This window comes from Paraburkholderia sp. (genome assembly GCF_047605525.1).
In the GTDB taxonomy this organism is placed as follows: Bacteria; Pseudomonadota; Gammaproteobacteria; order Burkholderiales; family Burkholderiaceae; genus Paraburkholderia.
The window spans coordinates 120,012-143,203 of sequence record NZ_JASGFN010000015.1 but is presented as its reverse complement, the minus strand read 5'-3'; the positions used below and the strand labels follow the sequence as shown (position 1 = coordinate 143,203).

Genomic DNA, 23,192 nt, shown 5'->3' with positions numbered 1-23,192 from the left:
GGTCCCATGCAGTTTTATCGCGGTCGGCGCGTGGCGCGCTCGTTGTTTTCGCCGGGGTGCCGCCGGGTCGTCTTCGTTTGCGGACTACGTGGCGCGCGGCATCGGCGGCCAGGCTATTGTGCGCTCAAATTCCGCCGTCAAACATGACGCGCGATCACCATCCGCTGCACCTCGCTCGTGCCTTCGTAGATCTGCGTGATGCGGGCATCGCGGTAGTGGCGCTCCACCGCGTAGTCCTCCAGATAACCGTAGCCGCCGTGAATCTGGATCGCGTTCGAGCAGATTTCCTCGGCCAGTTCGGACGCGAACAGCTTCGCCTGCGACGCCTCCGACAGACAAGGCCGCCCCGCCGAGCGCAGCCGCGCCGCGTGATGCACGAGCAGGCGCGCGGCGTTCAGGCGCGTCGCCATGTCGGCGAGCATGTTCGCGATCGTCTGATGCTCCCTCAGCGGCTTGCCGAACTGCTCGCGCTCGCTCGCGTAGCGGCGCGCCGCATCGAACGCGGCCCGCGCGATGCCGACCGCCTGGGCGGCGATGCCGATGCGCCCGCCTTCGAGATTCGACAGCGCGATGCGCAGCCCCTCGCCCGGCTCGCCGAGCAGACTGACTTCGGGCACCGCGCAGTCGGTAAGCGAGATCGGGCAGGTATCGGACGCGCGAATGCCGAGCTTGTGCTCAGGCGGGCCGACCTCGAAACCCGGCGTGCCGGCCTCCACGATAAACGCGGACAGGCCGCGCTTGCCGCGCTCGGGATCGGTGACCGCGAACACGATCGCGAGGCCGGCCCGCGCGCCGTTGGTCACGAACTGCTTGCTGCCGTTGAGAATCCATCGACCGTCGCGCAGCACCGCGCGGGTGCGCAGATTGTTCGCCTCGGAGCCGGCCTGCGGCTCGGTCAGGCAGAACGCGCCGATCGTGCGGCCGGTCGCCAGATCGCGCAGATAGCGGTCTTTCTGCGCGGCGCTGCCGAAGTTCAGGATCGGCCCGCAGCCGACCGAGTTGTGCACGCTCATCAGCGTCGCGCAGGACGCGCAGCCGGCCGCGATTTCCTCGAGCGCGAGCGCGTAGGCGACGTAGTCGGTGTACGAGCCGCCCCACTCGGGCGGCACCATCATGCCGAGAAAACCGAGTTCGCCCATCTGCGCGACGACGCCGGCGGGCAGTTGCGCGTCGCGATCCCATTGCCCCGCGTGCGGCGCGAGACATTCGGTTGCGAAGTCGCGCGCGGCGTCGCGGATCATCCGTTGTTCGTCGGTGTAGAAGCTGTCCATGACTGCGTCCTGTTGCGTCCTGTTGTGTGCAGGGGGCCGGTCGGCGATGCGGAACCGCCTGAGCGCAAGTGTAGGCAAGCGGCCCACGACGCTCGATGCTCGCTCCGATCAATCTGAGTGAGCGCATTTGCCATACTGCTACCATGTACACCCCCCATGCTCCGTTGTTTCAAGGGCTTTCAAAACCACTGCCAGCCCGGCACTGAGCGCTTTTGCCAGATCGACCGTACCGCCATGAAAAGCGACAAAGGCACGATTTCCGTCAGTCTCGTCGAGGAAACACTCGCGCTCGCGAAGGCGCGCGGCCTCGATGCGCGGCCGCTCGCCGAAGCGGCCGGCATCGCCGCGCCGATGCTCGCGTCGCCGAAAAGCCGCGTATCGTCGGCGCAATACGGCGCGCTGTGGGTCGCCATCGCACGCGCGCTCGACGACGAATTCTTCGGCCAGGACTCGCATCCGATGAAAAGCGGCAGTTTCGTCGCGATGACGCAGATGGCGCTCGGCGCGCGCAACGGCGCGCAGGCGCTCGCGCGCGCGGTCGGCTTCATGCGGCTCGTGCTCGACGACCTCGGCGCGGCGATCGAAACGCCCGCGCCGACCGGTACGCGGCGTGTGCGCCTCAGATTCGTCGAACGCGCGGGGGCCAGCGCACCGAAGATGTTCGCGTACGCGACGTATTTCATCCTCGTGTACGGGCTCGTGTGCTGGCTGGTCGGGCGGCGCATTCCGCTCATCGAAGCGCGCTTTCGCTGCGCCGCGCCACCCGACGCGCACGAATACCGGCTGATGTTCTGCGAACAGATGCATTTCGACGCACCCGAGTCGTACGTCGATCTCGAACCCGCCTTTCTCGAACTGCCGGTGATCCAGACCGCGCGCTCGGCACGCACGTTTCTGCGCGACGCGCCCGGCAACTTCATCGTCAAATACCGCAATCCCGGCTCGCTCGCCGCGCGCGTGCGCAAGACGCTGCGCGCGCTGCCGACGTCGAACTGGCCCGCCGCCGATCAGATGGCCGCGCGCCTGCATGTCGCCGAGGCGACGATGCGGCGGCATCTGAAGCAGGAAGGCCATACGTATCAGTCGATCAAGGACGCGCTGCGACGCGACATCGCAATCGCCGAATTGCAGCGCACGAACCGCACGATCGCCGACATCGCGAACGCGGTCGGCTTCGCGGAACCGAGCGCGTTTCATCGCGCGTTCCACAAATGGACCGGCATGCGCCCGGCCGACTACCGTCCCGCGCGGGCCGCCCGGGCCGATCTCACGCGCCGCGCCGAATCGGACTAAGCTTTAAGCGGCAAGGCCAGCCTTGATCGAGGTATCGGCCCGCGCCGGCCGGCTTTCGCCGGCGCGGCGCGGCGGCCGTCAGCGATGAACACGACTCCGCGTCTTCCGCTCCGGCAGTCCGGTCCGCGCAGACCGCTTATCCGCGGCGGCATCGTGGGCCGTTTGATGCGCGGCATCGCCGGGCTCGGCGTGCTGTTGGCGTTCGGCTTCGCGGCGCGCGAATCGATCGCGCCATTGCGGGCGGCAAGCGCGGCGCCTGCTGCAAACGCCGCGGCCGAGGTTGCCGCCGCTACCGCGAACAGCGTCGTCGTAATTCCGGTGAACGGCGCGATCGGACCGGGCAGCGCCGATTTCATCGTGCGCGGCCTGCAACGCGCGGCGAACCAGCACGCGCAGCTCGCGGTGCTGCAACTCGACACACCGGGCGGCCTCGATACGTCGATGCGGCAGATCATCAAGGCGATCCTCAGCTCGCCGGTGCCGGTCGCGACCTTCATCGCGCCGAGCGGCGCGCGCGCCGCGAGCGCCGGCACCTACATCGTCTATGCAAGCCATATCGCGGCGATGGCGCCGGGCACCAACCTCGGCGCCGCAACGCCGATCCAGATGGGAATCGGCGGGGCCGAGCCGCCCGGCGGGGGTGGAGGTAGCGGCGGTGGCGGCACGCCGGGGCTGCCGGATATGCGCACCCTGCCGGGCGGTGCGTCGGGGCCGTCCTCCGGCTCTTCAGCCTCTACCCCCGACGCCGCCAGCGCGTTCCCGCTCGACACCCAATCGACCGAAATGCGCAAGCAGGTTCACGACGCGGCCGCCTATATCCGCGGCCTCGCGCAGATGCGCGGGCGCAACGCCGACTGGGCGGAACGCGCGGTCCGCGAGGCAGTGAGCCTGTCCGACGAGGAAGCGCGCGCAGCACGTCGTCGACCTGGTCGCGCGCGACGTGCCCGATCTGCTGCGCCAGGTGGACGGCCGCACGGTGACGACGAGCGCCGGCAGCGTCACGCTGCACACCGCGCACGCGCCGCTCATTACGCTCGAGCCGGACTGGCGCAGCCGCTTTCTCGCCGTCATCACCGATCCGAGCGTCGCGCTGGTCCTGCTGATGCTCGGCATGTACGGCCTCTTTTTCGAATTCGCCAATCCCGGTTTCGTGCTGCCCGGCGTGGTCGGCGCGATCAGCCTGCTGCTCGGCCTGTTCGCGATGCAGATGCTGCCCGTCAGCTACGTCGGCCTCGGGCTGATCTTTCTCGGCATCGCGTTCCTGATCGGCGAGGCATTCCTGCCGACCTTCGGCTCGCTCGGCTTCGGCGGCGTGGTCGCGTTCGTGATCGGCGCCATGATGCTGATGGATACCGACGTGCCCGGCTACGGCATCCCGCTGCCGCTGATCGCGGCGGTGGTCGTGTTCAGCGTCGCGTTCGTGCTCGGCGTGTCGCGGCTCGCATTGCGCGCGCGGCGGCGGCCGGTGGTGACCGGCTCGGAGGCGCTGATCGGCTGCGTCGGCGTGGTGCTGGACGGCGGCTTGCTGCCCGAGAACGCGACGGGCGGCGCGCTGGCCGGCTGGGCGCGCGTGCACGGCGAGCGCTGGCGCGTGTCGAGCGCGCTGCCGGCCGCGGCGGGCGAAACCGTGCGCGTGACCGCGCGGCACGGCCTGACGCTGACCGTGGTGCCCGTCTCGTCGGTCGATGCACCACCACCGGACGCACTGGAAGGAGAACGCTCATGATCGGCTTCACATTCGGTTTCAGCAGCATCCTGATCCTGCTGGTGGCCGCGCTGATTGCTTCGTCGGTCCGGATTTTCCGCGAATACGAGCGCGGCGTCGTGTTCATGCTCGGGCGTTTCTGGAAGGTCAAGGGACCCGGGCTCGTGCTGATCATTCCGGTCGTGCAGCAGGCGGTGCGCATGGATCTGCGCACCGTCGTGTTCGACGTGCCGCCACAGGACGTGATCACGCGCGACAACGTGTCGGTCAAGGTCAACGCGGTCGTGTACTTTCGCGTCGTCGATCCGGAGAAGGCGGTGATCCAGGTCGCCAAATACTTCGAGGCGACCAGCCAGTTGTCGCAGACGACGCTGCGCGCGGTGCTCGGCAAGCATGACCTCGACCAGTTGCTGTCGGAGCGCGAGCAACTGAACGCCGACATCCAGAAGGTGCTCGATGCTCAGACCGATGCATGGGGCATCAAGGTATCGATCGTCGAGATCAAGCACGTCGACATCAACGAAACGATGATCCGCGCGATCGCCCGTCAGGCCGAAGCGGAGCGCGAGCGGCGCGCGAAGGTGATCCACGCGGAGGGCGAATTGCAGGCGTCGAGGCAGTTGCTCGAAGCGGCGCAGACGCTCGCGCGGCAGCCGCAGGCGATGCAGTTGCGCTATCTGCAGACGCTGACGACGATCGCCGCGGACAAGAATTCGACGATCGTGTTTCCGCTGCCGATCGATCTGGTGAGCGCGGTGATGGATCGGTTCAGCAAGCCTTCGGCGCCGTGAAGGCGGTTGGCGGCGGCGGGTCGGGTCGCGTGCTTTTACGACGATCCCGCGCATTGCGGAACATCCGTTGCGACCACCTTTCAGGTCGCGGGAAGAAATAATCCATTGCCTGCCGTCGTCTTACCGGGTACGAGTCAAAAAATTAAAATGCGCCGCTGTTTTTTACCGCTCCGTAGGAGCCTGTCATGAAAATGCTTACCCGAACTGGACTCGGCGCGCTGCTGGCGGCCGTGAGTATCAGCACCGTGTTTGCGCAAACCGTCACGCAGCCCACCGATCCGTCCGCGCCGAAAACGCGCGCCCAGGTCGTCGCCGACCTCGCCGCCTGGCGCGCCGCCGGCTACGATCCGTCCGACTGGATCCACTATCCGGTCAACGCGCAGCAAGCGGCCCGCATCCTCGCGGAACAGCGCGCGCGCCAGCCTGGCGCGACGGCCGTGCAGTAAGCGGTTGCCGTAGCCTCAAAACCTGATTGCCGTCCTTTGGGGGCGGCATGGGTTTCGCTTGCCGCGATCTGAATTCCGCGCCCTGCTCCCCCCTTTCCGCTCCCTCACCGCGATAAATCCGCGTCGCGCGCCGCGGCAAGGTATCATCCGCCGCTTCGACACCTACGCCGCCGCCCCTCGGCCGCCCATCAGCCGGAGCCCGCACCATGCCAATCTGGGTCGATGCCGACGCCTGCCCCGCCGTCGTCAAGGACATGCTCTATCGCGCGGCGCGCCGTACTGGCATGCCGGTCACGCTGGTCGCCAATGCGTTCCTGCGCGTGCCGCCGTCGCCACTGATCCGCGCGATCCAGGTGCCCGCCGGTTTCGATGCCGCCGACCGGCTGATCATCGAGCGCGTCACCGCGGGCGACCTCGTGATCACCGCCGACATCCCGCTCGCCGCCGCCGTGCTGGCCAAAAACGCGCACGCGCTCGATCCTCGCGGCAACTGGTACACGCCCGGCACGATCGAGGAACGGCTGCGCATGCGCTCGATGCTCGACCAGTTGCGCGCGAGCGGCGTCGACACGGGCGGCCCGGCCGCCTTCAGCCCGCGCGACGGCAAGACGTTCGCGGGCGAGCTCGATCGCTGGCTCGCGCGTCACGCGCCGCGCAGTGATGCGCCGGCGCCACACTCCCCCGGCAAACCGCCCGCCTGACGGGCACGGGCGCGCCGCAGCGGCGGCCCGAGCGCCGGACCGCCGCCATTCGTGTTTACAATTCCGCCGTAACGCCGACGTCGGCGCCGTGCTCGCATTGCCGGGACGCCGCGCATCGACCGCCTCGATCACAACAAACACGTTCCGAACGACAAAAGAGAGAAGACCCGTCCAATGGACTCGATAAAACACTACTTCGGCTTCGACGCCGTCGGCACCAATCTGCGCACCGAAGTGCTCGCCGGCGTCACCACCTTCCTGACGATGGCCTACATCATCTTCGTCAATCCGGCGATTCTCGGCGACGCCGGCATGCCGAAGGGCTCGGTGTTCGTCGCGACGTGTCTGGTGGCCGCGCTCGCATCGCTGATCATGGGGCTGTACGCGAACTACCCGATCGCGCTCGCGCCCGGCATGGGTCTGAACGCGTACTTCGCGTACACGGTCGTCAAGGGCCTCGGTTACACGTGGGAGGCCGCGCTCGGCGCGGTGTTCATCTCCGGCTGCCTGTTCCTGATCGTCACGCTGTTTCGCGTGCGCGAGGTGATCGTCAAGGGCATCCCGCATTCGATCCGCATTGCGATCACCGGCGGTATCGGCCTCTTTCTCGCGATCATTTCGCTGAAATCGGCCGGCATCGTGGTCGGCAATCCGGCCACGCTCGTCACGCTCGGCAATCTGCACGATCCGCACGTCGTGCTCGCCGCGATCGGCTTTTTCGGCATCGTCACGCTCGACTATCTGCGCGTGCGCGGCGCGATCCTGATCGGCATCGTCGGCGTGACCATCCTGAGCTTTTTCTTCGGCGGCAACGAGTTTCACGGCATCGTGTCCGCGCCGCCGTCGATCGCGCCGACGCTGTTCCAGCTCGACATCCGCAGCGCGCTGTCGACCGGCATCCTGAACGTGGTGCTGGTGTTTTTCCTCGTCGAGCTGTTCGATGCGACCGGCACGCTGATGGGCGTCGCGAACCGCGCGGGGCTGCTCGTCGAGGGCAAGATGCACCGGCTGAACCGAGCGCTGCTCGCGGACAGCACCGCGATCCTGGCCGGCTCGATGCTGGGCACGTCGTCGACGACCGCGTATATCGAAAGCGCGTCCGGCGTGCAGGCGGGCGGGCGCACCGGCGTGACCGCGATCACCGTCGCCGTGCTGTTCATCGCGGCGCTCTTTTTCGCGCCGCTCGCCGAAGTGGTGCCGCCGTACGCGACCGCGCCCGCGCTGCTGTACGTGTCGTGCCTGATGCTGCGCGAAATGCTCGACCTGCCGTGGGACGACGCAACCGAAGTCGTGCCGGCCGCGCTGACCGCGCTGCTGATGCCGTTCACCTATTCGATCGCGAATGGCGTCGCGTTCGGTTTCATCTCGTACGCGGGGCTCAAGCTGCTGACCGGTCAGGCGCGTCAGGTGAAGCTGGTCGTGTGGATCATCGCGGCGATTTTCCTGTTCCGCTATTTTTATCTCGGCAGCGAGTGAAGGCGGGCGCCGCCGGCCCGGCCAGGGGGGCGTGGGCGCGGCGCCGTATCGATATCGGGGGGCGTGAGACATCGGAAGTGCCGCTCCACTCGGGCACCGTTTATCATCCGATGATTCGAAAAACGACTGAGCTGCTCACAGGAACCCCCATGTCCTCATATAGCCGCGCGACCGACCGTTACACGAAGCCCGCGATCTTTTTCCACTGGGCTATTTTTCTGCTGGTCGCGCTTGCCTATCTGGCGATCGAAATACGCGGCCCGCGCGGCTCCGACAGCCGCATATTCTGGACCGGCGTACATTTCTGGGCGGGCACGCTGGTGCTCGGGCTGTCCGTATTGCGGCTGCTGTGGCGGTTGTGGGCCGGCGCGCCGGCGGAAATCGAAAACAACCGGCTGCTCGCGTTTCTCGCGCGCGCCGCGCATCTCGCGCTCTATGTGTTCATCTTCGCGCAGCCGCTGCTCGGCATGCTGATGGTCAACGCGGGCGGCCGGCCCGTATCGCTCGCGTGGACGAATATCAGCTTTACGCTGATCGGCGCGGATTCGATCGCGCGGCCGCTGTTGAGGGACGCGCACGAGTTGCTGGGCAACGTGTTCTATTGGGTGATCGGGCTGCACGCGCTGGCCGCCATCGCGCATCACGTGATTTTCAAGGATCGGGCGCTGAAGCGGATGATCTGAACGCGGTGGCGTGGTGGATATTGGCTTCGAGGACAGCGCGCGATAACGTCGCCGCGCTTGCGAACGGCGGTATTGCGAGCGGCCGCGTTCAGGTTTTCGGCACCTGATTTCCTGCGCGGCTGCTTGCTGCGTTCCGGACAGATTCGCGTCGGGCGTTCGGCAGATCGGCATTTGCCGGCGCATCAAACGGCGCCGCCCGATCAGTTACGCCAGTTCGCCTCGTAAAAGCGCACGTAGCCGCTTCTGAGCACGAGACACTGCGCGCCCGTTTCCGACAGCAGCCGACGTGTGGCGGCCTCGATGCGGGGACGATGCGCGTCGAACGCGACGATCATGTCTTCCAGACGCGGCGACGCGGCGCCGAAGTGATCTTCAAGTGCTTCCGCGGTGATCATGCACTCCACCCTCTGCCCGTCGATCATTGCCGGAAATGCCAGAGTGAGTTCGCGACCTGAATATTCAGGGGTTTCATTCGGAAAAAGGATCTGCATGGGAGTCACCTGGAAGAGTGCCGCGCATGGTGTGACCGGGGTGATGCGCGCGCTGGTTGCATCCTGCCGCGTCCGCCGCTCGTTCCTCCTTGTCCCATGCAGTCGACGCGGGCCGTCACCCACGGCAGCATCGTGAGTTCGCGCCGCGCGGAGGTGAATTGATTCACTTTAGACGAGTTCGGACAAGGCGCAAGTTTTACTTCGCCGTGGGCTGAGCGGGGGTAACTCGAGCTTTCCTGAAACTTGCGCGCCATGTGTTTTTACGGTGCGCGCGCGGTACCGCTGTGGTGCGTCAGGCCTGGCGATCAACCAGACGCCCTTCCTTTATCCATTCATTAAATTCACTTGTTGCACTTATTGCATTTAATCATGCCACCAGCTAGACTGGCATCAGCCGCTTAGCTGACGGCGCTTTCGCGTTCTAAAAAGGAAACACTGACATGCGAACCGTAGATCGATTCCGCGAGGTCACCCCTCCGCCGATGACAGAGCGTGAAATGGAAATGGCCCGCGTTGCGCAGCGCTGCATCATGGAGGCACTTGATCACTCCCGCGCCGCGGCGATCATGCTCACAACCGACAAGGGCGAAAAGCCGTTCGTCGACGTTCCTCCTGCGGCATTAAAACTCATCGGCCAGTTGCTGGGGGCAATGAGCGAAGGCCGCTCGATTCTGGTTACTCCGGCAAATCGCGAATTTACTACCGTGGAGGCGGCTCATTTCCTGAACGTCTCGCGTCCGTTCGTCATAAAGGAAATCGAGGAAGGACGATTGCCGCATCGCATGGTCGGAACACATCGACGAATCTCTTTCGACGATCTGGTCGCCTACGCGAACCGTATGCGAGAGAAGCAGACCAGCGCGCTGGATCGCATGGCCGACAATGCTCGCGAACTAGGTCTGGATTACTGAGATGGCGGGATACGCACGCTATACAGCTCTGCTCGATGCATGCGTCCTGTTTCCGCTCGCTATCACCGACGCGTTGATGAGTCTCGCCACCGCGGGACTTTTTGCCGCGAAATGGACTCGCAAAATCGAGAGCGAATGGATAGCGGCGCTCGAGGAACAACGTCCCGATCTCAAAGGCAAGCTTGGAACGAGAAGGGACTGCATGCGTGAAGCCGTCCCAGGCTGGGAAGTTCAGGAGGCCGCCTGGACGCCTTTTGCCGGAAGCTTCGTTCTCCCCGATCCTGACGACCGACACGTCCTTGCGGCCGCAATTGCGGGTCACGCGGATTGCATCGTCACGGCGAACCGTCGTGACTTCCCGGCCGAGATCGTGGCCAGATACGATATTGAAATCGTCGATCCAGACCGATTCATCATCAATCAATGGGACCTGGACCCGCTCGTCACGATGGCCGCGTTCAAGCGCATGCGCGCCCGGCGGAAAAAGCCCGAAGCCTCGGTCGAAGATTTCGCCCTGGCACTGGAGCGCAGTGGCCTTCCCGCGACGGCTCAACGCATCCTGGATGCGGCGGATCTCATATAAGCAGTCAATGTCCGATTCCACCCGCCCGCCTCTGGTCCGCGTCGAACCGCTCGGCCTCACCTTCGATGCCCCCGATTCGCTGACGATTCTCGAAGCCGCCGGTTTCGCGAATCTGCGCTTGCCGCGCTCGTGCCGCAACGGCACGTGCCGCACCTGTCTGTGCCGGATGACGGCCGGCCGCGTGCGCTACACGATCGAATGGCCGGGCGTGAGCCGCGAGGAAAAAGCGCAGGGCTATATCCTGCCGTGCGTCGCGATCGCGGAAACCGACGTGGTGATCGAAGTGCCGGACGCGATCGAGGTTTGATGCGGCCTCTAATGCATGAGCTTTTGACGCCTGCGAGTCAACGCTGATTGCCCATCGCGCGGGCGATCTTCTTGTCCGTGTTGTACTGGCTCAGCGCATACACCGACCAGATCGCGGCCGGGATCCAGCCGATCAGCGTCACCTGCAAAATCAGGCAGATGATGCCGGCAAACGGGCGGCCAATCGTGAAGAACTGCAACCACGGCAGAATGATGGCAAGCAATAGACGCATTCGGTTTTCCTGTTCCTGTCGTTGCGGCAGCCTGCGTCGATCCGCGTGGGACGCATCTGCCGCGTTGAGCGTTAGCCGGTGATCGGTGCGAAGCGCGGCACCTCGACGCCTTCACACTCGACCAGTTCGAAAAACACCGTCGCCGGCCGGGTCCAGATCGTACCATTGGCCGCCTTGTAGACGATCATCGTGATCGTCGGATCGGATTCGAGCGTGGCCTCGCAGATCAATTCGTAAATGCCGCCTTTGTAGTGCCGGTAGCGCACGGTGGGTGTCCTCATGTCGGGCTTCATCGAAGCGTTTGCAAGCGCGGTTAGCCGCCCTCTTTCATCTGCTTCAGGATCTTGTAGACGGTCGCGCGGCCCATCGTCAGCACGGCGGCCACGTAGTTCGCCGAGCTGCGGCCGCGAAACGCGCCCTGCGCGTGCAGCGCCTCGACGATTTCGCGCTTGTGTTCACGCGTGAGCGCGTTGATGCCGATCTGCCGCTCGCGCAACCACGTGTGCAGATACGTGTTGATGCGGTCCTGCCAGTCGTCGCGGAACAGATCGTCGGCGGGGGCGTTCGTCATCGAGCCGCCCTTGATGAACAGATCGAGCGTCGAGCGCACGTCCTCGAACACCGCGATGTTGAAGTTCACGCACAGCATGCCGGCCGGCTTGCCGTCGTCGTCGAACAGGATGTTGCTCACGCAGCGCATGCGGCGGCCGTCCCAGTTCAGCTTCTCGTACGGGCCGATGGTCTGGCCGCGCGCCGCGAAGTGCGCATCGTCGAGCACCGACGGGCCGCCGACTTCGAGCTTGGACAGATTGTTCACCAGATACGCGATGGTCTGATCGCGCAGGTCGTGAATCACCACTTCGGCGCACGGATAGAGCAGCGCCGCGATGCCGTCGGCGATCGGCGCGTAGCGCTTGAGCAGCAGGTCTTTGACAGGAGACACGTTCGGGTTGCGCATGGGAAAAACGCGAAGTTCGAAGGAGCGGCGGTCGTGCACGATGCGGGTGATACGGCAATGCGGTTCGATGACCACGCGAGCCCGCACGCTCGGGCCGCGCAACTCGGCATTGTAGCGATACGGGGCGGGTGTCGCGACTGGGCGGCCGGTTGGTGCACTGATCGGCCGGCCGCCGATAGCCTCCGCCCAACGCGGCCACCTCGCCACGCGATGCCGCACGACGATTTTTGTCCGCCTCGCGAGCCCATTTTTTTCGTGCGATAAATGCTTATTCAACCGAAGGAGCAAAACCGATGGCCACACTCGAAGCGTTTCGCGCCGTGCTCGACGATACGCGCACCCCGGAGATCATCCGCAATCACATCATCGATTCGCTGCAATACGCGCTGCGCAACTACGGGCAGGTCTTCACGGCGAAGGAAGTCGAATGGCTGGCCGGCTGGAACGACGCGCGCCTGCCGCTCGCGGCCGCGCGGGAGTTGCACAAGCGCGTCGCCGAAACGTCGCGCTGAAGCACTCGCGCCTCCACCCACGCCTGCCTTACCTGTCGCGCTGAGCGCGCCGCGCGGGCGTAATCCCCCCTCTCCCACCTGCTCGCCACGCCCCGCCAGCCGGGCGTTTCAGCCACGCGCGGAACCAGGCACTATCCAATCGGCCTCGTTTAAGGCAAAATATTGCAATTGTTGCATTCCGCACTCATATAGCACTGGCAGCACCAGGCAGTCTCAAACCGGCTTCTCCGCACCACCCCCGACTGTTCGACCGCCGCGCGTCGGCGATCCCGTCACCCCGGCAATGCGCTGCATGCATTCGCCGTCGCGAGTTGTACAACTGAGGTACAACTGAGCGGTTCAGCTTCATACGTCCGCTGCGCGATTCCCGCGCCGCTTCAGCGTTTTCGGTCGAATCCGTGCTTTCGCGCGGCCGCTCGAGCCATTGCCATTGAGCCCGCCAGGTCCGCCAGACCTGTGCCAACCATTTTCATCGCGGCGCGCCCTTCGGTGCCGCGCCGCCCGGTCCGCGTCGACGCGCACGACACGCGCAACGCCATCAGCGATACGCGGACCATGCCATACAGGACACGTATTTTATGAATCCAGCAGTCAAGACCTACAAAGGCTACGAAATTCACCCGCTCGTTTATCCGCGCCGTCCGCCGGGCGCGCAGACGACCCGCGATACCGGCGCCGGCTACGACGCGTCGGTGCGCATCTGCCGCGTCGGCGCGAATCCGGCGGCCGAAGGCCGGGTATTCCGCCTGCAGTATCTGTTTCCGTTCGACGGCATGGGCAAGGCGCGCATCGCGTGCATGGCGCATGCCGAACGACTGATCGACGGTCAGGTGAACGGCCAGTCGATCGCCGATCTTTGAGCAGCGTCATCGGCATGTCACCCGCGCCGCGCGGCGCGCTCGCAGGCGCCGCTGCTCATCGGCGCCGCCAATCACTGAATCCACTGTCGCGCCGCCCGCTTCGCCGGCGGCCGGCATCCCCTTTATCCCATCGACCAGGAGTTATGCATGGCGAAAGAAGAACTGATTGAACTTGACGGCATCGTCGACGAAGTGCTTCCGGATAGCCGCTACCGCGTGACGCTCGACAACGGCGTCGTGGTCGGCGCCTATGCGTCCGGACGCATGCGCAAGAACCATATCCGCATTCTCGCGGGCGATCGTGTGACGCTCGAAATGTCGGTCTACGACCTGACCAAAGGCCGGATCAATTTCCGCCATAAGGATGAACGCCCAGGCGGCGGCGGTGCTCCGCGTCCGGCGTCACAAGGCGCGCGGCGCCGTTAAGACAAGCGCGCGTTTCGGCGAAGCTGGGCGTGCATTGCAATGTGGAATGTGGAGCGCCCGGCCACTACTTTCGTGGAACGTATTGAGAAGGCGGGCGGTGGTGCATAGTCCGTCTGGACCCGCTCGTACGGTGACGACATCCATGTCACCCGAGCCGGTGCCATAGTCTCGATTTCCGACGGCTGCGCCGCCGCGACGGCGGCTCGCTCGATTACAGCGCGCGTTGCACGGCGTGCGCCGAGTCGGAAATGTCCTTACCCGCGCCGGCAACCGTATTGCAGCCCGCCAGCATGACCAGGCTTCCTGCCAGCAACAGCACCGCTGTGGCACGTTTAAACATGGTTTCTAACCTCAATTCCATTATTTTTTGATACGACCGGCGCGAGCCAGTTCCTTTCGGCGAGGGATGCTATCACACCTTGTCGAACGGTCAGATGGCCTGCGCAGGCGCCGCTCTCCTACCCCCCGAACACCGCTCCCAAATCCTCCCCGTCCGCGCTTTTCCGCACCTGCCCGACGACCCGCTCCTCGAGCTCGGACAGATGTTCGCGCATCGTCGTCAAAGCCGCCTGCAGGTCGCCGGCATCGAGCGCGTCGATGATCCGCGCGTGCTCGTCGGCGGAACAGCTCGAACCTTTCGACGGATCGAACAGCGCCTTGTACAGCTCGGTCTTCGCGACCAGTTGCCCGACGAGGCCAAGCAGTTCGGTGCCGCCCGCCAGTTCCGTCAGCAGCACGTGAAACTGGCCGGCGAGGCGCACGGACTCGTCGATGGCGCCCGCGCGCAGCGCCTTCTCCTCGCCGCGCACGTGCGCGCGCAGGCGCCGTTTGTGCGCGGCGCTCAACTTGCCGCACAGCGACGCGACGATGCCCGCCTCGACGATCTGCCGCGCGCGATACACCTGACGAATGTCCTCCTCCGACGGCGACGGCACGAACGCGCCGCGATTCGCCTCGAGCACGAGCTTGCCCTCGAAGCCTAGTCGCGCGAGCACCTTGCGCAGCGCGCCGCGCGTGCAGCCGAACGCGGCCGCGAGATCGCGCTCGACCAGTTGCGCGCCCGGCCGCAAGCGGCCTTGCAGCAAGGCCGCGGTGATCGACGCGTAAAGGCGGTCTTCGACGCTGGGCGAGGTGTCGTCGCTTGCAATGGAAGCGGACGTACCGGGTTCGACGGGCGACGGACGGCGGGAACGTGAAGCCATGAATTCGGTGACCGGAAAGCGGGTGGAAACAGAACGAAACGAGCAAAAACGGCGCGGCGCCGCAGCATTCTAGCGACGGCCCGCGCACGGCGCCAATCCGCGCGCGCCAGCGCTTATACTGGTCATTCGAGAAAATGGTTAACCATTTTAAGTTATTATGGTTGACCAAAACCAGTTATGCAAAGGGCTGCGCAAAGTTTCCCGGTCCATGTCCCGCGCGTCTGTCGGGCATCCGGAAGCGCGAGTGCCGGTTCTCCGCGCGCCGGTTCATTCGACGTCCGCGCCAACGCCTCCGCAAAACGGCATCCCTCTTTCACTTTCAGGTCCCCCGTGAATTCGCCTCCCAGTGCCAGCCCGTCCCATCCCTCCGCGGACCACGTCCGCTCCGCGCTGACGTGGCACGACGTCGTGTGGCTCGGCGCGATCGTCGTGATCGGCATCAATCTGCGCCCGTTGCTGACGTCGATCAGTCCCCTGATGCCGACGATTCGCAACGCCACCGGCCTCAGCTTCTACGGCGCGTCGCTGTTGACCAGTCTGCCGGTCGTCGCGATGGGCGTCGGGGCATTCGGCGCGGCGGCGCTCACGCGCGGCGTCGGCGAAAAGCGTGGCGTCGCGATCGGCCTGCTCGCGATCGCGCTCGCCTGCGCGGCGCGCTGGGTTGCGTCGAGCGGCTTCACGCTGCTCGCGACGGCGCTGCTCGCGGGCGCCGGCGTCGCCGCGATCCAGGCGCTGCTGCCCGCCGTCATCAAGCAGCGCTTTCCCGCGCGCGTGCCGCTCGCGATGGGCGTGTTTTCCGCGTCGATCATGGGCGGCGGCGGCCTCGGCGCGAGGCTCAGTCCGTGGGTAAGCCGCGCGGCGAATTCGTGGCATGCGGGGCTCGCGGTGTGGGCGCTGCCGGCCTGCGCCGCGCTCGCATGCTGGTGGCTGCTGGTGCGCCGGCATCCGGATAGCCGTGCGACGGGCGGCTCCGCCGTGTCGCCCGCGCCGGCTTTCTCGCCGTGGATCACGCGGCGCGCGTGGACGCTCGGCCTGTACTTCGGCATCGTCAACGGCGGCTATACGAGTCTCGTCGCGTGGCTGCCGGCGTTCTATCAGCAGCGCGGCGCGAGCGTCGAGGCCAGCGGCTCGCTGCTCGCGGCGATGACGGTATTTCAGGCCGCCTCGGCGTTGCTGCTGCCGCTTGCCGCGGCGCCGTTCCGCGATCGCCGGCCGTGGCTGATGCTCGGGTTGCTCGCGCAACTCGCCGGCGTACTCGGTCTGATCGTTTTGCCCGATGCCGCGCCGCTGCTGTGGGTCGGCGTCGCGGGCGCGGGGCTCGGCGGCGTGTTTTCGCTGACGCTCGTGACCGCGATGGATCACTCGGCCGACCATCGCGTGACCGGTCAACTGGTTGCGTTCACGCAAGGCATCGGCTTCGTCGTCGCGGCCGTCGCGCCGCTCGTGGCCGGCGGCGTGCGCAGCTGGAGCGGCGGCTTCGTTGCCGCGTGGATCATGCTCGCGGGTTGCATCGCCGCGATGATCGCGGTGACGCTGCTGTTTTCGCCGCGGAGTTATTCACGCTGGCTTCGCGGGCATTGAGGGGCGGGGAAGTGTGGCAAGCATCATCGCCCGATGCGCCGCTTCGGTGCATCGGGCGGCGCAGGACTTGCGTGCCCCGTGCCGGTGCAGCGCCACGAGTGCGACCGAGCGGCGCCCGCCAGCAGCATCGCAACCACAGGGCAGGCACTGCAACACACCGACTGGCACAGCCATTGCTTTACCTCAGCCGGTTGCCGCTCCCCCTTACTCCATGCTGCGTGTTCTCCTTGTCACCGACACCGACAAACCCATCGGCGATCTGCGCGACGCCCTCGCCCGGCTAGGCTGCGAGATGCTCGCCGGCACGGCGACGCCGGACGCGCTGCATCGCGCGGTGCAGGACGAGCGGCCCGACGTGATCATCATCGACACCGAATCGCCGTCGCGCGACACGCTCGAACAGCTTGCGGTGATGAACGCGACCGCGCCGCGTCCCGTGCTGATGTTCAGCCACGACGCGAACCAGCAGTTGATCCGCGACGCGGTCAACGCGGGCGTCACCGCGTATCTCGTCGAAGGACTCGCGATCGGACGGCTCGCGCCGATCCTCGAAGTCGCGCTCGCGCGCTTCGCGCAGGAATCGCAATTGCGCGAGCGCCTCGCGCAAGCGGAGAACGAGCTCGCGGAGCGCAAGCTGATCGATCGCGCGAAACGCCTGCTGATGGATCAGCAGAAACTCACCGAACCCGCCGCCTATGCCAGTCTGCGCAAACGCGCGATGAACCAGGGCGTCAAACTCGCCGAGGTCGCGCGCGCGGTCGTCGCGTCGGCCGGCTCGCTCAAATGAAGCGCTCATGAACCCAGCCACTTCCGTCACCGCGCCGACCCTGGCGAGGCCGCCTGAAAAGACCCATCTGCGGCTCGGCTTCGTCGCGCTCGCCGATGCCGCGCCGCTCGTCGCCGCGAAGCTGCTCGAATTCGGCCACGCGCACGGGCTCACGCTCGAGCTGTGCCGCCAACCGTCATGGGCCGCCGTGCGCGACAAGCTGCTGTCCGGCGATCTCGACGCGGCGCACACGCTGTACGGTCTCGTCTACGGCGTGCAGCTCGGCCTCGGCGGCCCGCGCACCGACATGGCCGTGCTGATGGTGCTCAACCGCAACGGCCAGGCGATCACGCTATCGAACCGTCTCGCCGATGCGCTCGCCGAACGGGGCGCCGCGGGTGATTCCGCAGGCGGGTCCGCAGGTGGGTCCGCAGGTGCGTCATTACGCGCCGCGCTCGCGACGCTCGGCCGCAAGCCGGTGTTCGCGCAGACCTTCCCGACCGGCACGCACGCGATGTGGCTGTACTACTGGCTCGCCGCGCACGGCGTCGATCCGCTGCGCGACGTCGAGAGCGTCGCGATTCCGCCGCCGCAGATGGTCGCCGCGCTCGCCGGCGACCGGCTCGACGGTCTGTGTGTCGGCGAACCGTGGAATGCGATGGCCGAGGCGCACGGCGTCGGCAGAACGGTCGCTTATACGAGCGAGGTGTGGCCCGAGCATCCGGAGAAGGTGCTCGCGTGCCGGCGCGATTTCGTCGACGCGCATCCGCACGCGACGCGCGCGCTCGTGCAGACCGTGCTCGAAGCGTGCCGCTGGCTCGACGGCGCGGGACATCGGGAAGAGATTGCGCACTGGCTCGCGCGGCCAGACTACATCGACATCGACGCAAAGCTGATTGCGGCGCGGCTTGGCGACCAGACCGATGCGGAGAATCCGCGCCGCCTGCCGATGCGCTTCTTCGACGGCGGCGCGGTCAACTATCCGCATCCGTTCGAAGGCGCGTGGTTTCTCACGCAGTTCGAGCGCTGGGGGATGATCGACGCACGCGGCGATTACGACGAGATTGCCGCGCGCATCAATCAGACGCAGTTGTATCGCGAGGCCGCCGCGCGGGTGAACGTGGCGGTGCCTCGCGAGGATATCGAACGCAGGTTGATCGACGGCGAAACGTGGGGCAGCGGTTCGCAGTCCGCCGCTTATGCGCGGCGCTTTGCGATCAGGAGATAGCCTAGAAGTTGAATTTGTCGATATTGCTCGCATCGAAGGTGGTCGGCGGTCCGAGAATGATTTCGCCCTGCGCGCCGATCGTGCGTTTGCCGAGCTTGCCGGCATCGAACGTTTCACCCTCCTTACCCGTGATCTGGCCCGACGCGAGCGCGGCCGCCGCATACGCGGCGAGATAGCCGAGCTGGTTCGGATCCCACAACTGGAACGCCTGCACGGTGCCGTTCTTCACGAACGCGCGCATCTGGTTCGGCGTACCGAGACCGGTCACCACGACCTTGCCCTTGCTCGACGACGACGAGATATAGCGCGCCGCCGCCGCGATCCCGACCGTGGTCGGCGCGACGATCGCCTTCAGATTCGGATACGCCTGCAACAGCCCCTGCGTTTCGACGAACGACTTCTGATCGTCATCGTTGCCGTACGCGATCTTGACGAGCTTGATCTTCGAGTACTCGGGCTTTTTCAGTTCCTCCTGCATCCACTTGATCCACGTGTTCTGGTTGGTTGCATTCGGCGTCGCCGACAGGATCGCGAATTCGCCCTCGCCGCCCATCAGCTTCGAAACCAGTTGCACCTGGCCCCGGCCGATGCCCTCGGCGTTCGCCTGATTGACGAACAGTTGCCGGCCTTCAGGCGCGGTATCCGAGTCGAACGTCACGACCTTGATGCCTTGGCTCATCGCCTTCTTCAGATACGGCACCACGGCATTCGCGTCGTTCGCGGCGATCACGATCGCGTCCTGGTGCTGCGTAATCAGCGTGTTGATGTACGACACCTGCGACGACGCGCCCGCATCCGACGGCCCCACCGCCTTGCCCACGCCGCCGAACTCCTTGATCGCGGCGAGCCCGCCGTCGTCGGCGATCACTTCATACGGGTTGTTGATCTGTTTCGGCACGAACGCGATCTTCAGGCCGCTCTTGAGGTCCGCGGCGAACGCGCCGCCGCAGCTTATCGCGAGCAACGCGGCGCAAAGCGCAACCGTGCCGGTGTGACGTAGAGGTTTGAACATGACGTGTCTCCTGCGTTGTTGTTGGACAGAGAGTGGTCCGGCTTGCCGGTCGTTGGAAACTCAGGAAGGTGACGAGGAAGAAGCCGCGGCGGACTTCGCGATGAAACGCCGGTCACGCGCCGCGCGCCAGCGCGCGACGAGATTCGGTATCAGCACCGATGCGAGCAGCAGCGCGCCGGTCACGATGGTCAGCGTTTCGCTCGACACGTCGTCGAGCGTCAACGCGTTTTTCAGCACGCCGATAATCAGCAGCGACAGCAGCACGCCGATCATCGAGCCGCGTCCGCCGAAAATGCTCACGCCGCCGAACAGCACCGCGGCAATCACCGACAGCTCGAAGCCCTCGCCGTTATCGCCGCGCGCGCTGGTGAAACGCAGCGTGTAGACGATGCCCGCGAGCGCGCTCATGAAGCCCGACAGTACAAACAGACGCAGCCGGATCTTCGCGACCTCGATGCCGGAAAACGCGGCGGCGGTCGGATTCGCGCCGATCGCGTAGAGGCTGCGGCCAAACGCGGTGGCTTGCAGCAGCACCGTGAACAGCACCGCCGCGACGATCACGATCACGAACGGCAACGGAATGAAGCTCGCGCCGAGCGTGTTCATGCCGAACGCCGTATACCCGGCCGGAAAATCCGCGACCGCCTGATCGCCGAGCAACACGTAGGCGAGGCCGCGAAACAGCGCGAGCGTACCGATCGTGACCGCAAGCGAAGGCAGATGGAGCTTGACGATCACGAGCCCGTTCAGCAAGCCGGCCAGTGCGCCGGCGATCAGCACGAGCACGAGCACGACCGGCATCGGCAGGCCCATGTGCCACAGCACGCCCATCAACGCACTGGACGCACCGAGCACCGACGCCACCGACAGATCGATTTCGGCGGCGACGATGATCAGCGTCATCGGCAGCGCCATCAACGCGATTTCAGTCAGATCGGCGAGCACGTTGCTCAGATTCGCGCCGCTCAGAAACACCGGCGACAGCCAGCGCCCGAGCACGAGCGACACGATCAGCACGATCACGAGCAATGCTTCCCATTGCAGCGGCGTTTCGCGTTTGCGCGTGAGCAGCGCGGAATCGGGTTTAGCCATGATCGCGTTTCCTCATCATGCGTTTGGCGACGGAGCGGGCGAGCAACGTATCGGCGGCGATCGCGGCGACGATCAGCGCGCCCTGAATCGCCTGCTCCCAGAACGGCGACACGTGCAGCACGACGAGCGCGATGCTGATCACGCCGAGCACCAGCGCGCCGAGCGTCGCGCCGAGAATCGTGCCGACGCCGCCGGTGATCGCGACGCTGCCGACCACGGCCGCCGCGACCACCTGCAATTCGATGCCCTTCGCGGTGCTCGCGTCGACGGTGCCGAAGCGCGCGAGCCACAACGCGCCCGCGAAACCCGCAATCGCGCCCGACAGCAGAAAGCCCGCCATCACGCGACGCTCGACGTTCACGCCCGCGAGCCGCGCGGCCTCCGGGTTCGAACCGATCGCGTAGTGCTCGCGGCCGGCGCGAAACTGCCTGAGATACACCGATAGACCCGCGAGCACGACGACGGCCATCAGCGCGAGCGTCGGGATACCGAGCAGCGTGCCGGTCGCCAGGCGCGAATACGCGTCGGGCAGGCTGGTCGCGTTGATCTGGCCGCCGTGCACCCACGCGTAGTCGGCGCCGCGAAAGATGTACAGCGTGGAGAGCGTCGCGACCAGCGACGGCACGCGCCCCACCGCGACGAGCAGCGCATTGATGCCGCCCGCGACGAGTCCGATTGCGAGCCCGGCTACCAGGGCGACGGGCACCGGCATATGCGGAAACGCGACATACAGGCTGCCCACCGCATACGCGCTGATACCGACCGTCGAGCCGACCGACAGATCGATGTGCCGCATCAGAATCACGACCGTCATGCCGGCCGTCAGCAGGCTGATGATCGACACGTTCAGCAGCACGTCGCGCAGATTCTGCAGATTCAGGAACTGCGGTTTCGCGAGCCCCGTGCCGGCGATCAGCAGAATCAGCACGACGAACAACGTGGTCTCGCGGCTCTTCGCGATGCTCGCGACGAGACCGCCCGATGCGCCGGTGGAGCGCTTCACGAGCGACTGCTGGACCGGCGCGGGATGGGTCGACGAATGGCGCATCATGCTGCCCGTCCCAACGATGAAAGCGATTGACCGAGCGCGGCGCCCATGATGCGCTCCTCGTTCGCGTCGGCGCGCGCGATCTCCGCGCTGATACGGCCTTCGTGCATCACGAGCACGCGATCGGCCATGCCGAGCACTTCAGGCAGCTCGCTCGAAATCATCAGCACCGCCATGCCTTCGCGCACGAGTTCGGCGAGCGCGCTGTACAGCTCGGCTTTCGCGCCGACGTCGATGCCGCGCGTCGGTTCGTCGATGATCAGCACTTTCGGACCGGTCGCGAGCCACTTGCCGAGCACGACCTTCTGCTGATTGCCGCCCGAGAGCGTGCCGACCGGCGCGTTCGGATCGCCCGCCTTCAGGCGCAGGCGCGTGCCCCATTGATTCGCGAGCTGCGTTTCGCTGCGCGTCGAAATCAGGCCGTGCCTGACGAGCCGGCCGAGCACCGTCATCGACGCGTTGCGCGCGATGCTCAGCTCGAGCGCAAGCCCCTGCTGGCGGCGATCCTCCGGCACCAGCGCGAGTCCCGCGCGCACCGCGGCGGCGGGCTTGCCGGTTTCGAGACGCTTGCCGGCCAGCCAGACTTCGCCGGCATCGAGCGGATCGATACCGAAGATCGCGCGCGCGACTTCGCTGCGCCCCGCGCCGACGAGGCCCGCAAGCGCGACGATCTCGCCCGCGCGCACATCGAACGACACGTCCTTGAACACGCCGATGCGGGTGAGGCCCCGCACCGACAGACGCACGTCGCCCGGCGCGCAATCAGCCTTCGGATAGAACGTTTCCAGATCGCGGCCGACCATCTTCGCGACGATCGCATCGGTGCTCAGATCGGCGGTCAATGCGTCGAATACCTTTGCGCCGTCGCGCATGATCGTCACGCGCTGCGTCAGCGCGAACACTTCGTCGAGCCGATGCGTGATGAAGAGAATCGCGACGTCGCGCTCGCGCAGCTTGCGCACGATCGCGAAGAGCCGCTCCACTTCGGGCAGCGACAACGCGGCGGTCGGCTCGTCCATGATCAGCACGTTCGCGTTCAGCGACAGCGCCTTCGCGATTTCGATCACCTGCTGGTCCGCAATCGACAGACCGCGCACCAGTTGACCGGCGTGCAACTCGACGCCGAGCGATGAAAGCAGCCCGTCCACTTCGCGATGCATCGCGTCGTACTGGATGCGGCCGAAGCGATCGACCGGCTGCCTGCCCATGAAGATGTTTTCCGCGATCGACAGATCGAAGAACAGCGTCGGTTCCTGATAGATCACGGCGAGTCCGGCATCGCGCGCCTCGGCCGGTGTCGCGAAGCGGCGCGGCGTGCCGTCCACGAGCAGTTCGCCGGCATCGGGTTGATGCACGCCGGCGAGAATTTTCACGACGGTCGATTTACCGGCGCCGTTCTCGCCGAGCAGCGCATGCACTTCGCCCGGCCACAGGATGAGGTCGCCGTCGGACAGCGCGCGCACGCGGCCGAATGATTTGCTCGCGTGCCGTAATTCGAGTCTCGGCGTCGCGGATGGGGATTGCTGCACTGCCTGTCTCCTGTCGGTCGGAGTGAATATTTCAGATGCCGATCCGGGTTAGCGCTTGCGGTCTCTCTTATGCGGTTGCTTGTCGGTC

General features: G+C 65.9%; 26 protein-coding genes and 1 pseudogene. 16 read left to right on the top strand and 11 right to left on the bottom strand.

Going from position 1 to position 23,192, the window contains the following annotated elements:
• Positions 1-137 precede the first annotated feature (137 nt).
• Positions 138-1,271, bottom strand: a complete 1,134-nt coding sequence (locus QM685_RS22045) for an acyl-CoA dehydrogenase family protein (RefSeq protein WP_415119296.1) — start codon at positions 1,269-1,271, stop codon at positions 138-140.
• 234 nt (positions 1,272-1,505) lie between these two features.
• Here QM685_RS22045 and QM685_RS22040 point away from each other — a divergent pair, with 234 nt between their 5' ends.
• The 7 genes and pseudogenes from QM685_RS22040 to QM685_RS22010 all read left to right on the top strand — a co-directional run bounded on the left by QM685_RS22040 (position 1,506) and on the right by QM685_RS22010 (position 8,366).
• Positions 1,506-2,564: an AraC family transcriptional regulator gene (locus QM685_RS22040; protein ID WP_415119294.1), complete on the top strand. Its 1,059-nt coding sequence runs from the start codon at positions 1,506-1,508 to the stop codon at positions 2,562-2,564.
• 84 nt (positions 2,565-2,648) lie between these two features.
• A pseudogene (locus QM685_RS22035) lies at positions 2,649-4,290 on the top strand (NfeD family protein).
• Positions 4,287-5,060 (top strand): slipin family protein, encoded by a 774-nt coding sequence (locus QM685_RS22030; protein WP_415119292.1) that lies wholly within the window; start codon positions 4,287-4,289, stop codon positions 5,058-5,060. The pseudogene QM685_RS22035 and the gene QM685_RS22030 overlap by 4 nt, the downstream one beginning before the upstream one ends.
• Before the next feature lie 185 nt (positions 5,061-5,245).
• Positions 5,246-5,506 carry a DUF4148 domain-containing protein gene (locus QM685_RS22025; RefSeq protein ID WP_415119290.1) on the top strand — a complete coding sequence of 87 codons (261 nt, stop codon included), beginning with the start codon at positions 5,246-5,248 and terminating at the stop codon, positions 5,504-5,506.
• Between the two features lie 206 nt (positions 5,507-5,712).
• Positions 5,713-6,207 (top strand): YaiI/YqxD family protein, encoded by a 495-nt coding sequence (locus QM685_RS22020; RefSeq protein ID WP_415119288.1) that lies wholly within the window; start codon positions 5,713-5,715, stop codon positions 6,205-6,207.
• Positions 6,208-6,381: 174 nt separating this feature from the next.
• Positions 6,382-7,683, top strand: coding sequence for an NCS2 family permease (locus QM685_RS22015; RefSeq protein ID WP_415119286.1), 1,302 nt, complete (start codon positions 6,382-6,384; stop codon positions 7,681-7,683).
• Between the two features lie 149 nt (positions 7,684-7,832).
• Entirely contained in the window at positions 7,833-8,366 is a 534-nt protein-coding gene (locus QM685_RS22010; protein WP_415119284.1) for a cytochrome b, read from the top strand.
• Positions 8,367-8,566: 200 nt separating this feature from the next.
• Here QM685_RS22010 and QM685_RS22005 read toward each other — a convergent pair whose 3' ends face one another.
• Positions 8,567-8,857, bottom strand: coding sequence for a DUF1488 domain-containing protein (locus tag QM685_RS22005; RefSeq protein ID WP_415119422.1), 291 nt, complete (start codon positions 8,855-8,857; stop codon positions 8,567-8,569).
• A gap of 440 nt (positions 8,858-9,297) precedes the next feature.
• Here QM685_RS22005 and QM685_RS22000 point away from each other — a divergent pair, with 440 nt between their 5' ends.
• Genes QM685_RS22000 through QM685_RS21990 form a run of 3 tightly spaced genes read left to right on the top strand, consistent with a single transcriptional unit; the run spans position 9,298 to position 10,658 of the window.
• On the top strand, positions 9,298-9,768 hold the full coding sequence (locus QM685_RS22000) for a helix-turn-helix domain-containing protein (protein WP_415119282.1): 471 nt from the start codon (positions 9,298-9,300) through the stop codon (positions 9,766-9,768).
• Position 9,769: 1 nt separating this feature from the next.
• Positions 9,770-10,351, top strand: a complete 582-nt coding sequence (locus QM685_RS21995; protein WP_415119280.1) for a PIN domain-containing protein — start codon at positions 9,770-9,772, stop codon at positions 10,349-10,351.
• 7 nt (positions 10,352-10,358) lie between these two features.
• On the top strand, positions 10,359-10,658 hold the full coding sequence (locus tag QM685_RS21990) for a 2Fe-2S iron-sulfur cluster-binding protein (RefSeq protein WP_415119278.1): 300 nt from the start codon (positions 10,359-10,361) through the stop codon (positions 10,656-10,658).
• 37 nt (positions 10,659-10,695) lie between these two features.
• Here QM685_RS21990 and QM685_RS21985 read toward each other — a convergent pair whose 3' ends face one another.
• From QM685_RS21985 to QM685_RS21975, 3 genes are all read right to left on the bottom strand, one after another.
• Complete coding sequence (locus tag QM685_RS21985; protein WP_415119276.1) at positions 10,696-10,890, bottom strand: YqaE/Pmp3 family membrane protein; 195 nt, start codon at positions 10,888-10,890, stop codon at positions 10,696-10,698.
• Positions 10,891-10,961: 71 nt separating this feature from the next.
• Complete coding sequence (locus tag QM685_RS21980; protein WP_415119274.1) at positions 10,962-11,171, bottom strand: DUF1653 domain-containing protein; 210 nt, start codon at positions 11,169-11,171, stop codon at positions 10,962-10,964.
• A gap of 32 nt (positions 11,172-11,203) precedes the next feature.
• Positions 11,204-11,848, bottom strand: coding sequence for a helix-turn-helix transcriptional regulator (locus QM685_RS21975; protein WP_415119272.1), 645 nt, complete (start codon positions 11,846-11,848; stop codon positions 11,204-11,206).
• A 293-nt stretch (positions 11,849-12,141) separates the two neighbouring features.
• On the opposite strand from QM685_RS21975, the gene QM685_RS21970 reads away from it, so the two are divergent.
• From QM685_RS21970 to infA, 3 genes are all read left to right on the top strand, one after another.
• Complete coding sequence (locus QM685_RS21970) at positions 12,142-12,360, top strand: hypothetical protein (RefSeq protein ID WP_415119270.1); 219 nt, start codon at positions 12,142-12,144, stop codon at positions 12,358-12,360.
• A gap of 578 nt (positions 12,361-12,938) precedes the next feature.
• The gene (locus tag QM685_RS21965; RefSeq protein ID WP_415119268.1) at positions 12,939-13,220 is read left to right on the top strand and encodes a hypothetical protein; all 282 of its coding nucleotides are present in this window, start codon (positions 12,939-12,941) and stop codon (positions 13,218-13,220) included.
• Positions 13,221-13,367: 147 nt separating this feature from the next.
• On the top strand, positions 13,368-13,646 hold the full coding sequence (gene infA / locus QM685_RS21960; protein ID WP_415119266.1) for a translation initiation factor IF-1: 279 nt from the start codon (positions 13,368-13,370) through the stop codon (positions 13,644-13,646).
• A 211-nt stretch (positions 13,647-13,857) separates the two neighbouring features.
• Here infA and QM685_RS21955 read toward each other — a convergent pair whose 3' ends face one another.
• Together QM685_RS21955 and QM685_RS21950 are read right to left on the bottom strand one after the other, a co-directional pair.
• Positions 13,858-13,986, bottom strand: coding sequence for a hypothetical protein (locus tag QM685_RS21955; protein ID WP_415119264.1), 129 nt, complete (start codon positions 13,984-13,986; stop codon positions 13,858-13,860).
• Positions 13,987-14,104: 118 nt separating this feature from the next.
• Entirely contained in the window at positions 14,105-14,848 is a 744-nt protein-coding gene (locus QM685_RS21950) for a GntR family transcriptional regulator (protein ID WP_415119262.1), read from the bottom strand.
• A gap of 330 nt (positions 14,849-15,178) precedes the next feature.
• On the opposite strand from QM685_RS21950, the gene QM685_RS21945 reads away from it, so the two are divergent.
• The 3 genes from QM685_RS21945 (at position 15,179) to QM685_RS21935 (ending at position 18,423) form a co-directional block, all read left to right on the top strand.
• Positions 15,179-16,429: a cyanate transporter gene (locus tag QM685_RS21945; RefSeq protein WP_415119260.1), complete on the top strand. Its 1,251-nt coding sequence runs from the start codon at positions 15,179-15,181 to the stop codon at positions 16,427-16,429.
• Positions 16,430-16,640: 211 nt separating this feature from the next.
• Positions 16,641-17,216, top strand: a complete 576-nt coding sequence (locus tag QM685_RS21940; RefSeq protein ID WP_415119258.1) for an ANTAR domain-containing response regulator — start codon at positions 16,641-16,643, stop codon at positions 17,214-17,216.
• 7 nt (positions 17,217-17,223) lie between these two features.
• Positions 17,224-18,423 carry a CmpA/NrtA family ABC transporter substrate-binding protein gene (locus tag QM685_RS21935; RefSeq protein ID WP_415119256.1) on the top strand — a complete coding sequence of 400 codons (1,200 nt, stop codon included), beginning with the start codon at positions 17,224-17,226 and terminating at the stop codon, positions 18,421-18,423.
• A 1-nt stretch (position 18,424) separates the two neighbouring features.
• Here QM685_RS21935 and rhaS read toward each other — a convergent pair whose 3' ends face one another.
• The 4 genes from rhaS to QM685_RS21915 are packed head-to-tail and all read right to left on the bottom strand — an operon-like array spanning position 18,425 to position 23,104.
• On the bottom strand, positions 18,425-19,435 hold the full coding sequence (rhaS, locus tag QM685_RS21930) for a rhamnose ABC transporter substrate-binding protein (RefSeq protein WP_415119254.1): 1,011 nt from the start codon (positions 19,433-19,435) through the stop codon (positions 18,425-18,427).
• Positions 19,436-19,495: 60 nt separating this feature from the next.
• Complete coding sequence (locus QM685_RS21925; protein WP_415119252.1) at positions 19,496-20,527, bottom strand: ABC transporter permease; 1,032 nt, start codon at positions 20,525-20,527, stop codon at positions 19,496-19,498.
• Positions 20,520-21,578, bottom strand: a complete 1,059-nt coding sequence (locus tag QM685_RS21920; protein ID WP_415119250.1) for an ABC transporter permease — start codon at positions 21,576-21,578, stop codon at positions 20,520-20,522. Before QM685_RS21920 ends, QM685_RS21925 begins: the two co-directional genes overlap by 8 nt.
• The gene (locus QM685_RS21915; protein ID WP_415119248.1) at positions 21,575-23,104 is read right to left on the bottom strand and encodes a sugar ABC transporter ATP-binding protein; all 1,530 of its coding nucleotides are present in this window, start codon (positions 23,102-23,104) and stop codon (positions 21,575-21,577) included. The genes QM685_RS21920 and QM685_RS21915 overlap by 4 nt, the downstream gene beginning before the upstream one ends.
• Positions 23,105-23,192: the final 88 nt, after the last annotated feature.